Consider the following 16441-nt stretch of genomic DNA (forward strand, 5'->3'; position numbering starts at 1 on the left):
GTTGCGTTAGAGTGTCCCCATGACTTCAAGCAACGACGCTTCCCGCGCACTTGCGCCGGCGCAGACTCCCTACGTGGCCACCGGTTCGCTCAAGGGCCGGACCATCCTCATGTCCGGCGGCAGCCGGGGCATCGGCTTGGCCATAGCCGCCCGCGCAGCCCGCGATGGCGCCAACATTGTGCTCATGGCCAAGACCGGCGATCCCCATCCCAAGCTCGAGGGGACTGTCTTCACCGCCGCTGAACAACTGGTCGCGGCCGGTGGCCAAGCGCTGCCGCTGGTCGGGGACGTTCGCAATGACGACGACGTCGCCGCAGCGGTCGCCGCCGCCGTCGAGCGTTTCGGAGGGATCGACGTCGTGGTTAACAACGCCTCGGCGATCGACCTGTCCCGCACCGACGCCGTAGACATGAAGCGCTACGACCTCATGCAGGACATCAACGTCCGTGGAACGTTCCTGCTCTCCAAGCTGGCGCTTCCTGCGTTGAGGGAATCCAGCGACGCCCACATCCTCACACTGTCTCCGCCGCTGAACCTGGACCCCAAATGGGCCGGCATGCATCTGGCCTACACCATGGCCAAATACGGGATGAGCCTCACCACGCTGGGGCTGGCGGAAGAGTTGAAGGACGACGGCGTTTCGGTCAATTCGCTCTGGCCGTGCACCCTGATCGATACCGCCGCCATCCGGAACATGCCCGGCGGGCAGCAAATCGTCCAGGCCGCACGCGGCCCGGAAATCATGGCCGACGCCGCGCATGCCGTCCTGACGGGTGCGGGGGCAACGGGCAATTTCTTCACCGATGAAGAAGTCCTGCGCGCGGCTGGTGTGTCAGACTTTTCGCCGTACAGCCTGGGTGCGCCCGAAGACCGCCTGGTTCCGGACATTTTTCTCTAGGCGGATTCCCAGCCGCTTTCCTGCTCACGGGCCATCCCTGGACGCCGCAACTGGATAGGATTCAGCTATGGATGCCGAACAGCCAGAGAGCAGCGAACCCCACATCCCGACCAGCGGTCCGGAGCGGGCTGCCTTGGATCGTGAAGCATTGCTGCAGCCGGACTTCCTTTCAGCCACGGGCATTTCGCAACTGACCATCGTCGAGTCCACAGGGTCCACCAACCAGGACTTGGTGCGGGCTGTCACCGTTGAGCCCAAAAAGTGGGCCGACCTCGCCGTTCTGACAGCTGAGCACCAGACGGCTGCGCGTGGTCGGTTGGACCGGCACTGGGAATCGCCCGAGCGATCGGCTGTCTCCGTGTCAATAGTGCTTCGTCCCGTCACGGCAGAAGGCATGCCGGTACCAACGCAGAGCTATTCCTGGCTGTCCCTGCTAGCTGCCGTTGCCCTGCGGGAGGCATTGCAGGAAACCGCCGGTGTGACAGCAGACATCAAGTGGCCCAATGACGTCTTGGTCAACGGGCGCAAAATCGCTGGGATCCTAGCCCAGATGACAGCCGTGGGCGATGGCTCTGTTCCCGCCGTCATCCTCGGCGTGGGCCTCAACGTCACGCTGGCCGAGGAAGAGCTGCCGGTCACGACGGCCACGTCGCTGGCTCTGGAAGGGGCCACGACGACGGACCGCACCGCGCTGCTGAAGAGCTACCTTTCGCGCTTCGCCCGGCTCTACCGCAGCTTCTGCAATTCCGAGGGGGACCCGGCCGCAGGATTGGCGGGAGGACCTTCCCTGCACAAGCGGGTTGAGTCCGCCATGGTGACCTTGGGGCGGGAAGTGCGGGCGCACCTGCCTGGCGATCACGAACTGGTGGGACATGCCTCGCGGTTGGACGAGCACGGCTCGTTGCTGGTGGTGGACCATGGGGGCAGGGAACACGTGGTGACAGCTGGTGACGTGGTGCACTTGCGCGCCACGGAAAGTGGTTATGCGTAAAGAGTTGCTTCCGGGGGAGCAGGTCATCACCATCACACGTCAACAGGCCCGATCCCTCTTCTTCCCGGTGCTGGCATTCCTCATTGCTCCGGCTCTGACGGGATATGCCTGCGCTTGGATTGTCAAAGGCAATGCCCAGCGCCTTGCTCCGTTCATTACAGTGGAATGGACGCCGTGGCTGATGGGTGTCAGTGTGGGACTCGCAGCCTGGCTGTTGATTGGTTACAGCATTCGTCGGGTGATGCGCTGGCATTCCATCCGGTACATCCTGACCAGCAGGCGGATACTTGCCAAATACGGAATGTTTCGACGCCGCGACTGGCAGGTATCGCTCATGGCGGTCCGCAATGTGGGCGTTCATCAAAGCCTGCTCCAACGGACATTGCACTCCGGGAATATATCCTTGGATACCGGGCACTCCGGAACGGCCATCCTGGCGGATGTTCCGGACGTCGCGAAGTTCCGGGGATTCATTCTTGACGCGATGGACGAACTCCCGCAAGGTGAGGTTTTTGAGGGCCAAGTATTGACGGACTATGACCAGTTGCCATGGGAGCTGAGAGAAGGTGGAAGAGATGAGCGTTGAGGATCAGCAGTCCGGCGAGGACTTGGACCAGGAGTTCGACGCCGTCCCCGAACCTTCAGTCGACGAGGACACCGATTCGGGGCCTGCTCCGGTTGCGGTGCAGGCTGGACCACCCACCGGTGTAATGTCCGCCGAGCGCCTGGCTATCAAAGCATTGGAATCAAAGCTGCTGGGCGGCGAACGAAAGCTCCGTCGTCGTGAAGTAGCCGCAGGGGCAGGCGTATCCATTCTGTCCGCCCGCAAAATCTGGCGTGCCCTGGGATTCCCGAACTTCGGCGACGAAGACGTTGCCTTTACGGAACGGGATCAAGCGGCACTGTCCACCATCCTGGACCTTGTCCGGGCCGGCGTCCTGACCGAGGAAGCGGCCATCTCCGTCACCCGGTCCATCGGGCAGATGACGGATCGCATGGTGGTTTGGCAGATCGAAGCCTTGGTGGAAGACATGGTGTCTGAGCAGGGGATTCCGGATGCTGTGGCCCGTAAGCAACTGGTAGGTCAGTTGCCCGGCCTGGTGGACTCGCTCGAAGAGATCCTGGTCTACTCCTATCGCCGTCAACTCAACGCAGGTGTGCAACGCCTGGCGGTTCGCGCGGAAGCCGGGCTGCAGGCCAGTGAAGAAGGCCGCGAGGGCGACGAAGACGATTCGCCGTTGCCCTTGGCACGGGCCGTGGGTTTCGCCGACCTCGTCTCCTACACCAGCCTTTCGCGTCGGATGAACGAAAAGACGCTCGCCCAGTTGGTGCAGCGCTTTGAGAACAAGTGCGCCGAAATTATTTCCGTGGGTGGCGGCCGGTTGGTCAAGACCGTGGGCGACGAAGTCCTCTACATCGCCGAGACACCCGCGGCCGGGGCCGAGATTTCCCTGGCGTTGGCGCAGGCCTTCACCGAAGACGAAATTCTGCCGCAATGCCGAGTCTCCATGGTCTGGGGCCGCATCCTGTCCAGGCTGGGCGACATCTATGGACCCACCGTCAACCTGGCTGCCCGGCTGACAACCCTTGCCCAGCCTGGAACCGTCTTGGTGGATGCCATGACAGCCGCTGCTCTGGGGCAGGATGACAGGTTCGTCCTGGTTCCGCAGAAATCGGAGAACGTCCGTGGCTTCGGTGAAATCCATCCCGTGATGCTGGCCCGTGGCCGCGGCAAGGGACTGGTGCTGGACTAGTCGCCTGTTGACGGCCCGCCTTCCAAAGCGCACGCTCTCTCACGTCCCTCGGGCTTGAGCCGAACGCTCGCTCACTTTCCTGAAGAAAGTGAGCGAGCGTTCGGCTTTAAGGGCTGTTATGTGAGAGAGCGTGGTGGATGCGATTCATGTCACGACTTAGCTAATCGATGGAGTAACCCGGTATGCTGTGCGTTGAATGTGTCGTGTTTCGCCGTGGGGGTCGGCGCCGGCTGCTTCGTGCTGCCTGAACTGTGGGGGAATATGGGATGGCTCTGTCTGATGGGTCCGGAAAACGCCGTGCCAATAACAGCCGGCGTAAGGTCATCGCAGCCACTGCCTTCACTGCGGCAGCGGCCGTCCTAATCACAGGTGCCATCCTCTATCCAGGGTTCAAGACCACCGAGGTGGAACTGAACGACGGCGGCGTCTGGGTGGTCAGTAAGACCAAGAATGCGGCCGGTCGCCTGAACTACCCCTCCAAATCGCTGGATGGGGCAGTGACTCCGGCCAGCACCAACTTCGACATCCTTCAGCAGGCCGGCGACATCTTCATCGATGACGCAGATGGCGGGACCATCAACCCTGTCAGCGCCGCCAACATGCGCCTGGGCGGCGACCAAAAACTTCCGGGCTCCGCGGAAGTGAGCTTCGGCAACAAAGTACTGGCTGTCACTGACCCGTCCCAGGGCAAGGTCTGGGCTGTTTCGCCCACCTCCATTGGCGGTTTCAGCGACGAATCGGAACCCTTGTTCGAGCAGTCACCCGGTGTTGTCTCGGTGGTGGGCGTTGACGACACCATCCACACACTGGACCCGAAAACAGGAACACTGACGGCAACAAAGGTGGATCTCGACGGTAAGGCCGTGGATTCCCGGGTCCGGAGCGATGACGCTTTGAAGGCCGACGGCGAAGTCCAGCTGGCAACTGTGGGCGACAAAGCCGTGGTACTCAACGCGGCCACGGGCGACATCGTGCTGCCCGGGGGCAACAAAGTACACCTGGACGACGCCAGGGAAGCCAAATTGCAACAGAGCGGCCCGGAGGCCGATTTTATTGCCATCGCCACACCGAAGGCATTGCTCCTGCAACCCCTGGACGGCGGGACCGCCAAGACGGTCCAAGCGGACGGTCAGGGCATTCCGGCCGCGCCGGTCCATCTGGGATCCTGCACGTACGCAGCGTGGTCCGGTGCCAACAAATACGTCCGGGAATGCACCAACGAGGCAGATAACAAACGGTCCGACGTTCCCAAGGCGAGTGCGTCGCCGTCGTACGTTTTCCGTGTCAACCGCGATCTTGTGGTGCTGAACGACGTCAACTCAGGCAACGTCTGGATGGTCAACCAGAACATGCAGTTGGTCAACAACTGGGACGACGTCATCCCGCCCCAGCAGACCTCGGACGACGCCGACAAGGACTCCGCGGACGAAGTCCAGCAGACAGTCCTTCCGGACCGCAGCAAACCCAACACCGTGCCGGTGGCCAAACCCGATGCCTTCGGGGTCAGGGCCGGAAAGACCACTGTCTTGCCCGTGCTGGACAACGACGCCGATGCCGACGGCGATGTCCTCACGGTCAGCACCAGCGAGCCACTGAAGTCCGGCGCCTTGTCCGCCGTCTACGGTGGCACCGGCTTCCAGATCGCAGTCCCCGCCGGAACCACGGGCTCCGAAACGTTCAAGTACTCGGTGGAAGACGGCCGTGGCGGTACAGGCGGCGCGGACGTCGACCTGCGGGTTGTGCCCGCGGCGGAAAACAACGCCCCCCAACCCAAACCCAACCGGAACAACGCCTTGGTGGTCCAGTCCGGGAAGATCGCCAGCCAGTTTGTCCTCACCGATTGGCTGGACCCCGACGGCGATGACATCTTTGCCGTCGCCGTCTCCAGCAGCGATCCAGCGGACCAAGTCCGGATCAGGCCGGACGGCTTGCTCACCTTCCAGGACGCAGGGGCTGGCCCGGGCCGTAAAACCCTGACCGTCAGTGTCTCGGACGGGTCCCTGACCACCCAAGGGCAGATCAGCGTTGACGTCCGTGCTCCGGGTGCGCTGCCGCCCATCGCGAATGCGGATCACGTGGTTGCGGTGGCGGGCCAGGATACGGTGATCGCGCCGCTCAAGAATGACACCGACCCGCAGGGCGGGACGCTAAGACTTGCGCAGGCACAGCCGGACGCGCAGTCGACCGCCGTGGTGGGTCCGGACCAGCAGACGTTTACTTTCAACTCGACCTCGGTGGGTCCCCACTATGTGACGTACATGGTGACCAACGGACCGGCGAGTGCCCAGCAACTGGTGCGGGTGGACGTCGTGTCCGGAAACAGCGACGGCGCACCGGTGGCGGTCCGCGATATTGCCCTCCTGCCCAGTGGCGGCAGCACCGTGGTTGACGTGTTGGGCAACGACTCAGACCCCAGTGGGGGCGTCCGGGTGGTCCAATCGGTCACGGCGGCCGACGGGCTCCCGGTATCGGTCGCGGTCCTTGACCACTCGGTCGTCAAAATCACCGACATCCGGGCCCAGGGACAGTTGTCGTTGAAATACACGATCTCCAACGGCAAGGCCTCGGCCACAGGGGATATTTCTGTCCAGGTTGTGCCGGCGCCCACCAAACTTCAGGCACCGCAGGCCAAGCCGGACGAGGTCTCCGTGCGTGCCGGCGACGTCGTGACCATCCCGGTCCTGGAGAACGACACGGACCCCAACGGCGGAGAGCTCACACTGGACCCCGTCCTGGCACAGCAGCCCGACGAGGCCGCGGGCAGGATCTTTGTTGCGGGGAACACCCTGCGCTACATCGCAGGCCAGGAACCCACCACCGTTTATGCCATCTACAAGGTCAGCAATGCCTCGGGCCAAACTGACTCGCAGCAAGTCACCATCCGCATCCGAGCCCGCGATGACGCCACCAACACCAGGCCAGAGCCGCGGAATCTGACAGCCCGCGTGGTTGCGGGGATGACGGTTAGAATCCCTGTTCCCCTGGATGGTATCGATGCCGATGGCGACTCGGTGCAGCTGATGGGCATCGATAAAGCTCCCCAACTGGGGACAGCCATCCTGCGGGACGGATATTTGGAGTTCACGGCCGGGGGTACGTCCGCCGGTACTGACACTTTCAGCTACCGGGTGCGGGACCGTATTGGTGCGGAGAACACCGGCACGGTGATCGTGGGCATTGCGCCGGCCGAAGCCGACAACCAGAAGCCCATTGCGGTGGACGACGTCATTGATGTCCGGCCCGGACGACGGGTCGCGGTGAACGCACTGAAAAACGACTCAGACCCCGACGGCGACCCCATCGCTTTGGTGTCGGCGTTCGAGGCCAAACCGGAACTGCAGGTTGAAGCCGCCGCAGGAAAGGTGGTCCTCACGGCGCCGGGTGCGGCCGGCACGGACAGCATCAGCTACCGGATCCAGGACGACAAGAAGGCAGAAGCTGCCGCGGTCATCCGCGTCCAGACCAGCCCGACCGCGCCGCTCCATGCCCCCGTGGCAGTGGACGACCGGATCACGTTGGCCGAGACCCTGGGTAAAACTGCGGTTGACGTTCCGGTGGTGAAGAACGATTCCGATCCCGACGGCGTGGCGGAGGACCTCACCATTTCCCTGCCGGACGGGAACCCGAATGTGCGCGTAGGGACAGCCGGCAACGTAGTGGTGACACTCCTGCCCGAAGATCAGTTGATTCCCTATACCGTCACGGACATCGATGGGCAGTCAGCCACCGCGGTCATGTGGATTCCAGGCCAGGGCCTCCAGTACCCCACGCTTTCCACCACTGAGATCGTGGAGGTCACCGCGGGGGAGGAAGTTACTCTGGCCCTTCAGGATCACGTCAAGGTCAGGGACGGCCGTCAACCCCGCATAACGGTGGCGGACAAGATCCGTGTCCTTGGCGGTGACTCCACCAACGTTATTGCTGGTGATGGTACGGCGTTGAGGTATGCGGCCCAGCCTGAGTATGTGGGGCCCGGGTCCATCACCTTCGAAGTGACTGACGGCAGTGGTCCGGACGATGCCGAGGGCTTGAAGTCCACTCTGACCATCCAGACCAAGGTGCTCCCGAACCCCAACGCCAATCACGCCCCCACCTTCAGCGGAGCTGCGATTGAAGCGCCAAAGGGGGACACTACCGAACTGGACCTGGCCAACCTTGCCGCGGACGTTGATGAGCAGGACCAAGGCAAGCTCACGTTCAGCGTGGACGGTGACCTGCCCGGCGGTTTCGACGCGCGGGTGGAGGGTACGGTCCTGAAAATCACCCCCGGGGGTTCACTCAACCCCGGCGCCCGCGGGACCGTGCCGCTCAAGGTGACCGATGGCCGCTCGGAGCCTGCGAAGGCAGCCGTCACCGTTTCCGTAGTCTCATCGAACCGACCCAAACCGGCAGCAAACGATGATGTCCTCGACAAGGCCAACGCCGGCAAGTCCGAAACCATCAATGTGCTGGGCAACGACTTCAACCCCTTCAGCGAACCCTTGACGGTGCTTTCGGCCGTGGTGGAGACCGGATCCGCATCAGGCGAGCCTGCCATAGGAGGCGACTCCATCACGGTGACGCCCGCCGACGGCTTCAAGGGGGTCCTGGTAGTCAGGTACACCATCAAGGACAAGACCGATGATCCCAGCCGGCAAGCCGTGGGTCGTGTCCGCATCACGGTGCGGGACAAGCCCGATGCTCCTTCGGCCCCGGTTGCTACGGACGTCCGCAGTAAAACTGCCGTCCTCAAGTGGGCGCCGCCGTCGGACAATGGCGCAGCCATCACCAAGTACACGGTGACAGCGGCCGGGTTCCAGCAGGAATGCCCCACGACGACGTGTACGTTGACTGGACTGACCAACAACGTCAAGTATGTCTTCACCGTGGTTGCCACCAATGAGGTAGGCGAATCCCAGCCCTCAGTGCCCTCCAACGAGATCACTCCGGATGAGAAGCCATCGCCCCCGGACGTCCCCACGGTCCAAGCCGGCGATAAGGACCTGGCCATCACCTGGACTCCCGCCAAGACCGAAGGTTCCCCGGTAAAGCACTACAACCTGGAGATCTCTCCGCCGCCCGCCAACGGCATTGCCGTCAAGAACGAGGTCACTGGCCTCAGCTACACCTGGCCAGGCCTGACCAACGGTGTGAAATACAAGGTCCGTGCCCAGGCTGTCAATGACCTAGGCCCGTCGGATTGGGGGCTGTACTCCGCAGAGGACCATCCTGCCGGTATCCCCGCAACACCGGCGCCGCCCAGCACCACAGTGGTGTCCGCCGTTGGTTCGCAGAACCAGCTCCGCGTCGACTGGGCCGAGCCTGGCATCAACGGCGACCCCATCAAGAATTACTACGTCACCATGAGCGGCGGCAGCGGAACCACCCAGACTCAGACCATTCCGGGGAATGTCCGAACAGCCACCTTCAAGGTTTCCACCAACGAGTCGGCGTACACGTTCACAGTTCAGGCTGAGAACAAGGCAGGAAAGAGCCTGGTCAGCGCGGCCTCACCTCCGCGCAGGGCCACGGGAAAGCTGGGCACTGTTCAAAACGTCAGTGCCACGCCGGCCAACACCGGTGCCGCCGGTGGTCAGCTCACCATCAATTTCTCTGCGCTCGGCGACACCCAGCGCAACGGCTCCAAGGCCAACGAAGTCAGCTATACCTACTCCGCAGGCGGACGCTCCGGTGCCATCCAGCCCGGGCAGACCGTAGGCGGCTTCGCCAACGGCCAGGCGACCACTGTGACAGTGAGGGCACATTCGACGGTGGCGCCCAGTTCGGATGCCGCTGCCGCGCCATCCGCCACACCATTTGGTGCGCCGGGTACGCCGTCGGCGTCGGGTTCCAACGGGGCCGTGAACCAGAAATCTGTGACCTTCAACTGGTCTTCCCCGTCAACCGCTACGAACGATGTGAAGACCACGAAGATCCGCATCGACAACGGCGGCTGGGAGACCGTGGGCGCCTCGGGCAGCCGGACCATCAACACTGCCGGGTGGGAAGAGTCCCACAGCATCACTGTGCAGACGTTCAACTCGCTCGGCACGGGCGGCGGCCTAGCGTCGGCCAGCGCCAAGTCGGGACGCCAGGGGGAGTGGACCACCACCATGAACCCGGGAGCGGTTGTGCGGTCGTGCAGCTTTACAGCAGGAGGGGCCAACTACGATCCGAACAGGAAAACGTGTGACGGGCAAAGCAACAACACCCCGCCATGGATGGCTTCCGCCGATCAAGGCCCCATTGTGGTGCGTTGTTACATCGACCAAACAGATAACTGGACCGGTATGCACCGCTGGTGGCGGATCGAATCAGGCTCCTACCGCAACGTGGGCCGGTACATCATCGCAGGTCACACCCACCTTCCAGACCCCGCAGGCATCGGAGCGCCCCCGTGCTGAACATGACAAAACCACGGGACGGGGCACTTCTCCCCATCGCGCGCCCAGTGCTTAAGGCCGTAGTCTGTCAAAGCCAATGGATAGCCCGGTCTCGGGTGTCCTCAATTGGCCGTGGGGTGCGTGGGATAGTCTTAGGGACTGAAAATTCCGCCGCCGTATGGGGGTACTGCGGAATGCACGGCTGCCGGCATGTGTCGGTTGGCCCGGAAGTCGCTGGGGGGCGGCTGAACATCAAAGGAATTTTGGGGCTGTGAGAAATTTCTTCGGCAAGCTGGGGCTGACAAGGCGTCAAGACAAGAAGTTCATAGCGGGAACTGCTGCCACCGCGGCGGGCGCGTTGTTGATCACCGGGGCTGTACTTTACCCGGGCTTCAAGACCACGGAGGTGGACTTGAACGACGGCGGCGTATGGGTTGTGAGCAAAACCAAGAACGCTGTGGGGCGGTTGAACTACCCGTCGCGCGTTCTTGATGGGGCCGTAACTCCCGCCACCACCACTTTCGATGTCCTGCAGCATGACGGCAACGTTTTTGTCGACGACGAATCCGGTTCCACCATCAACCAGGTCTCTGCCGCGAACCTGAAGCTCGGCGGCGACAAGCAACTGCCGTCGTCGTCGCAAGTCAGCTATGGTTCCACCGTCCTTTCGGTGACCGATCCCGCCCGTGGCAAGGTGTGGGCGCTGTCTCCCTCCACGGTCAACGGCTTCGATGAAGAAGGTACCGAGCCTGTCCTGACCGGGGACCAAGGCATGGTCTCCGCAGTAGGCGCCGATAACCGCATCTACACAGCGGATCCGGGCAAGGGCGAGATCACCGTTACCACGGTGGACGCCAATGGTGAACGGACAGACTCGCAGGTCACCAAAGTGGATGAGCTCAAGGGGGCCGGCGACCTTCAGATTGCCGTCGTCGGTGATAAGCCCGTAGTCCTCGACGCCGGCTCAGGAAACCTGTTCCTGCCCGGCGGACGCAAGCTCCAGCTGCAGGATGCACGGGAAGCCAAGCTGCAGCAGAGTGGCGAGGACAGCAGCTTTGTTGCCGTTGCCACCCGCAAAGCCCTCTTGAAGCAGCCCTTGGACGGATCCACCGCTGCAACACTCAATGCCGACGGAGAAGGCGTCCCCGCAGCACCGGTGCAGGTGAGCAAGTGCGTTCACGCTGCCTGGTCCGGAGCCAACAAGTACGTCCGAGACTGCGAGAACGACGCCGACGACAAGAAGAATGACGTCCCCAAGGCCAGTGCCTCGCCCAGTTACGTTTTCCGCGTCAACCGCGACCTCGTAGTCCTCAACGATGTGAATTCCGGCAGCGTGTGGCTGGTCAACCAGAACATGCAGCTCGTCAACAACTGGGACGATGTTGTCCCGCCCAAGAACCAGTCCGACGACCAGGACCAGGAGTCCGCGGACAACAACACCATCAACGTCCTGCCGGACCGCACCAAGCCCAACCGTGCGCCTGAAACCAAACCGGACGAGTTCGGTGTCCGGCCGGGCCGGACCTCCATCCTCAGCATCCTGGACAATGATTCAGACCCCGACGGCGATGTCCTCACCGCTGCGGTAGGCGCCAACGGGCCAAAATCCGGGGCGCTGGAGAACATCTACGGTGGCTCAGCGTTCCAGATCAAGGTCCCCGCTGACGCCAAGCCGGGAACGGAAACCTTCGACTACAACGCCTCGGACGGACGCGGTTTGTCCGCCGGTGGACAGGTCACGCTGCGCGTCGTGGCTCCGGAGGAAAACAAGCCTCCCTTCTTCAAACGCGGCGAGCCCACCACCATGCTGGTGGAGCAGGGCAAGTCCGTCAGTCAGAACATCCTGACCGACTGGATGGATCCCGACGGCGACGACCTCGTCCTCCTGGACGCCAAGACGGACAACGACCAGGACCAGGTCAAGGTCCGTCGCGACGGCCTGCTCACGTACCAGGACTCTGGTGCAGCACCGGGCAAGAAGAACGTCACCATCACGGTGTGGGACGGCCGGGCCACCACGACGGGCCGGATCGTTGTCAACGTGCAGCCCCCGGGCGCCTTGGCGCCGGTGGTCAACGCCGACCACGTCACGGCCGTGGTTGGCCAGGACCTGGTCATTGCGCCCCTCAAGAACGACGTCGACCCCAATGGCGGTGCCCTCCGGGTAGCGCACGTCGAGGCTGCCGGACCGGCAGAGCTGGGTCCAGTGACCGACGGCGGTACGTTCACCTTCCGGAGCACCACACCGGGCCCGATCTACTTGACGTACATCGCCAGCAACGGGCCCCAAAGCAGCCAAGGCTTGATCCGTGTTGACGTCGAGTCCGGCAAGGACGCTGGAGCGCCCGTTGCGGTTCACGACGTCGCACTGCTCCCTGTGGGCGGCAGTGTGCTGGTGGATCCCTTGGCCAACGACTCCGATCCTTCCGGCGGCGTGCTGGTCCTCCAGTCCGTCACCGTCCCCGACGGCTCGTCAGCTTCGGTCAGCGTGATCGACCACAGCGTCCTGCGCGTTACCGATGTGCTCGGCGCGAAAGAGCCGTTCGTGTTCAGTTACACCATGTCCAACGGCCGCGGCTCGGCCACAGGCACCGTTGGCGTCGTTCCGGTGCCGGCCCCCGCCGTCGTCGAGGCCCCCCAGCCGAAACCCGACGAAGTCAACGTCCGCGTCAACGACGTCGTGACCATTCCGGTCCTGGACAACGACACGCACCCGCAAGGTGAAGAGCTCTCTGTCGATCCTGTCCTGGCACAGAGCGTCCCTGAAGAAGACGGTAAGGCCTTTATCTCCGAGAAGACCCTGCGCTTCATCGCCGGACCCACACCCAAGACCGTGCGTGCCATCTACAACGCGGTGGACCCCCAGGGCCAGAAGAGCGCAGCGGCCGTCACCATCCACATCCTGCCGCTGGAAGGCGCGCAGAACTCCCGTCCGCAGCCGCAGAACCTGACCGCGCGCGTGGTCGCCGGCGGCAGCGTCCGGATCCCGGTGCCGCTGGACGGCATCGACCCCGACGGCGACTCGGTCCAGCTCACCGGCATCGACAGCACGCCCACCATGGGAACCGCGACGGCGGGAAGCAGCTTCATCGATTTCGTCGCCGCCGGCGATGGCGCAGGAACCGACACGTTCCGCTACAAGGTGATTGACCGCCAAGGAGCGGTCAACACCGGAACGGTGACCGTCGGCGTCGCACCCCGTGGTGAAGACAACCAGAAGCCTGCCCCGGTAGACGACGAAGTGCAGGTCCGTCCTGGGCGTCAGATCGCCGTGGATGCCACCGCCAACGACACCGATCCCGACGGCGACATCATCCGCATCCTGACGGACAGCATCGAAGCCGACGCTGGCCTCGAAGCCCAGGTCAGCAAGACCAGCGGCCGCGTCCTGGTCACCGCTCCGGCCGCCGAGGGTACGGTCAACGTCCGTTACTCCGTGGCTGACGACAGGGACGCCGTGGGCCAGGCCAGCATCAGGGTGAACGTCAAGAACGACATTCCGCTGCAAGCTCCCATCGCCCGCGATGACCGCGTTACATCAGCCCAGACGCTGGGCAAGACCGCCGTCGACGTTCCGGTCCTCAAGAACGACGAGGATCCGGACGGCGTGGGGGAGAACCTCAAGGTCACCACAGGCTTGGAAACGGCTCGTCCGGGTTCTGAAGGCAACGTGGTGGTGGACCTCACCGAGCAGCCGCAGCTGGTGCCTTACACCGTTGAGGATGTAGACGGCCAGAAGTCCACGGCCATCATCTGGGTGCCGGGTATCGGGCAGCAGGTTCCGACGCTCGCCAAGGATGAAGTGGTGGAGATGGTTTCTGGCCAGTCCGTCACCGTGAACCTGGCCGAATGGGTCAAGGTCCGCGAGGGTAAGTCGCCGCGGCTCACCCAGGCGGACCGCATCAAACTCATCGGTGCCGACGGCAGCGACCCCGTAGCGGGCAATGGAACGGCCCTGAAGTACACGGCCGGCGCTGAATACGTTGGTCCCGGCTCCATCAGCTTCGAAGTCACTGATGGAAGCGGACCCGACGACCCCAACGGCTTGAAGTCGACACTGAGCATCCGCACCAAGGTGCTGCCGGATCCGAACAAGAACAACCCGCCGGTGCTGCTGGGCAGCGACGTGGACGTTCCCAAGGGTGACTCGGCCAGCCTGGACCTGGAAAAGCTCGCATCCGATCCCGATTCCGACGACGTCCAGAACATGAAGTATGAGTTGGCCGGAGCAGCACCGGGTGGATTCAGGGTGAGCATCGATGGCAAGACCCTGAAGGTCTCCGCCGAAGACTCGGTGCAGATCGGCCAGGGCGGCACGGTCCAGGTGAAAGCGAAGGACCCGCGGGGTCTTGAAGCGGTCGCGACGTACAAACTGTCACTGACGGCATCCAACCGACCCAAACCGGTGGCCAACGACGACCTTGAACCGGATGCGAAATCCGGGAATTCCGTGACGGTCAATGCGTTGGCGAACGACTCCAACCCGTTCCCGGATACGCCGCTGAAGATCATCTCGGCGGTCACTGAGACGGGCGAAGGCACAGCAGAGGTCAACGGCGGTAACGTGACCGTCACGCCGTCGTCGGGTTTCACCGGGACCATGGTTGTTGCCTACGTAGTGGGCGACAAGACGGGTGAAACCTCACGTTATGCCACGGCCCGTATCCGACTCACCGTCAAGGACAAGCCGGCCGCGCCCACCACGCCTCTGGCTCAAAGCGTGGGCGACCAGACAGCGTTGCTGACATGGAACGCGCCGGCAGATCGTGGCTCACCGATCACCAAGTACACGGTGTACGGAGAGAACGGCTTTAAGCAGGACTGCCCTGCGAACACGTGCACATTGACCGGGTTGACCAACAACGTGAAGTACCACTTTGCTGTCACCGCCACCAATGCGATCAATGAATCCGAGCGTTCTCCGGTTTCCGCCGAGGTCCGTCCGGATGTCAAGCCTGATACCCCGGTTGCTCCCACACTGAAGTTTGGTGACAAGCAACTTTCGGTTGCCTGGGTTCCCCCGGCCAGCAAGGGCTCGCCCATCAAGTCCTACGACCTTGAGATCTCGCCGGCTCCGGCCGGGCAGAATCCCCAGATCCAGAACCTCACTGGCAACAGCCATGTCTGGTCCGGACTGACTAACGGCGTGGCCTACAAGGTCCGCGTCCTGGCCCGGAACGATGCCAAGGAGCCGTCCGAGTGGAGCCCCTACTCGGCGGCGGAAACTCCTGCTGGTGTGCCGGCGACGCCTGCTGCGCCTTCCGTAGCCGGCGCTGGGTCGGTGGGTGACCAGAGCCAGCTGCAGGTCAGCTGGGCCGCGCCAAACAACAACGGCGACGCCGTGTCCGCCTACACGTTGACCACGTACCGGGGCGGGGCCGTAGTGACCACGCAGTCGGTCGGGGCGACCTCGCAAAACGTCACGGTTGCCAACAGTGAAGCCGACTACACCTTTACTGTCTCGGCAACGAACAAGGCCGGCGTCAGCGGTGTCAGCCAGCAGTCAGCGGCTATCCGCGCGGCAGGAAAGCCAGGCATCGTCGCTGCGCCCACAGCAGCCCTGATGGAGACCAACGCGGCCGGTGGCAAGATCCGCGTGGCCTTCAACCCGCTGTCACAGAAGGAACGCAACGGGGCCAACGCCAACGAGATCAGCTACCGGTATGCCCTGACGTCCGGCGCCGGCAGCGGAGCGATCCCCGCCGGCGGTGGCGTTATCGCGGCACCGAACGGCCAGGACACGGCTGTGGTGGTGTGGGCAGTATCCTCACGAAACCCCACACCTGGCGACAGGAGTGCCGCATCAAACACCGTCAATCCCTACGGTGTGGCGGCTGCCCCTAGCGTTACCGGCAGCAAGAGCAGCGGCGTCGGCGACAAGACAGTGTCCTGGACGTGGAACCAGCCCAACGGCAACGGCAGGCCCGTCACCGGCTACCAGTACAGCCTCGATAACGGCGGGTGGACAGACACAACGCAGAGAAGTTTCTCTACGACCGTGGGCTTCAGCGAAACAAAAACGTTGAGAGTCCGTGCCATCAGTGGTGGCCAGGCCGGCAACATCGGCAGCGACACCTCCCGGAGCGGATCTGCGCCGCCGCCCCCGGACCCGCCGGCATCAGAGATACAGGTGGACGCCAGCAGCGTGCGGACATGCCCCGGTAAGCCCGGTCAGACGGACAGCTACACACCTGGCAGTCCCGCGAAATGTGGTGTGGGCTGGGTAGAACGCTCCTGGGGCAGGATCACCATCAACTGCACCAAGGACATCTATAACAACGGCACGCCGTGGTACCGGCTCCAGGGTTCCCCGAAGGACGGCTGGTTCGTGAAGTCCACGACAGTGGACCTCTACGGGCCGCGCCCCGGCGGCTGCTAGTCCCATGGCAACAACAACGTCAAACCCCTACCGATACATGAGGAACAGGATTAACCG

Annotated in this window: 6 protein-coding genes; all 6 read left to right on the plus strand. The window is 63.3% G+C overall.

The features are described from left to right. Nucleotides 1–19 precede the first annotated feature (19 nt). The 6 genes from AYX22_RS07620 (at nt 20) to AYX22_RS07645 (ending at nt 16384) form a co-directional block, all read left to right on the plus strand. Nucleotides 20–898: an NAD(P)-dependent oxidoreductase gene (locus tag AYX22_RS07620; RefSeq protein ID WP_207596894.1), complete on the plus strand. Its 879-nt coding sequence runs from the start codon at nt 20–22 to the stop codon at nt 896–898. Nucleotides 899–965: 67 nt separating this feature from the next. Further along, on the plus strand, nt 966–1889 hold the full coding sequence (locus AYX22_RS07625; RefSeq protein WP_207596895.1) for a biotin--[acetyl-CoA-carboxylase] ligase: 924 nt from the start codon (nt 966–968) through the stop codon (nt 1887–1889). Next, nucleotides 1882–2475: a PH domain-containing protein gene (locus tag AYX22_RS07630; RefSeq protein ID WP_207596896.1), complete on the plus strand. Its 594-nt coding sequence runs from the start codon at nt 1882–1884 to the stop codon at nt 2473–2475. The genes AYX22_RS07625 and AYX22_RS07630 overlap by 8 nt, the downstream gene beginning before the upstream one ends. Beyond that, entirely contained in the window at nt 2465–3643 is a 1179-nt protein-coding gene (locus tag AYX22_RS07635) for an adenylate/guanylate cyclase domain-containing protein (RefSeq protein WP_207596897.1), read from the plus strand. The genes AYX22_RS07630 and AYX22_RS07635 overlap by 11 nt, the downstream gene beginning before the upstream one ends. A gap of 266 nt (nt 3644–3909) precedes the next feature. Further along, a complete protein-coding gene (locus AYX22_RS07640) occupies nt 3910–10026 on the plus strand; it encodes an Ig-like domain-containing protein (RefSeq protein WP_207596898.1) in 6117 nt (2038 codons plus the stop codon). Between the two features lie 157 nt (nt 10027–10183). Next, nucleotides 10184–16384, plus strand: a complete 6201-nt coding sequence (locus AYX22_RS07645; RefSeq protein ID WP_242703563.1) for an Ig-like domain-containing protein — start codon at nt 10184–10186, stop codon at nt 16382–16384. The last annotated feature ends 57 nt before the right edge of the window (nt 16385–16441 follow it).

Origin of the sequence: Arthrobacter sp. D5-1, from assembly GCF_017357425.1 — a bacterium.
GTDB lineage: Bacteria > Actinomycetota > Actinomycetes > Actinomycetales > Micrococcaceae > Arthrobacter.

Coding starts and splice junctions, on each gene's coding strand:
- AYX22_RS07620 (WP_207596894.1), top strand. CDS start 20: ATGACTTCAAGCAACGACGCTTCCCGCGCACTTGCGCCGGCGCAGACT.
- AYX22_RS07625 (WP_207596895.1), top strand. CDS start 966: ATGGATGCCGAACAGCCAGAGAGCAGCGAACCCCACATCCCGACCAGC.
- AYX22_RS07630 (WP_207596896.1), top strand. CDS start 1,882: ATGCGTAAAGAGTTGCTTCCGGGGGAGCAGGTCATCACCATCACACGT.
- AYX22_RS07635 (WP_207596897.1), top strand. CDS start 2,465: ATGAGCGTTGAGGATCAGCAGTCCGGCGAGGACTTGGACCAGGAGTTC.
- AYX22_RS07640 (WP_207596898.1), top strand. CDS start 3,910: ATGGCTCTGTCTGATGGGTCCGGAAAACGCCGTGCCAATAACAGCCGG.
- AYX22_RS07645 (WP_242703563.1), top strand. CDS start 10,184: ATGGGGGTACTGCGGAATGCACGGCTGCCGGCATGTGTCGGTTGGCCC.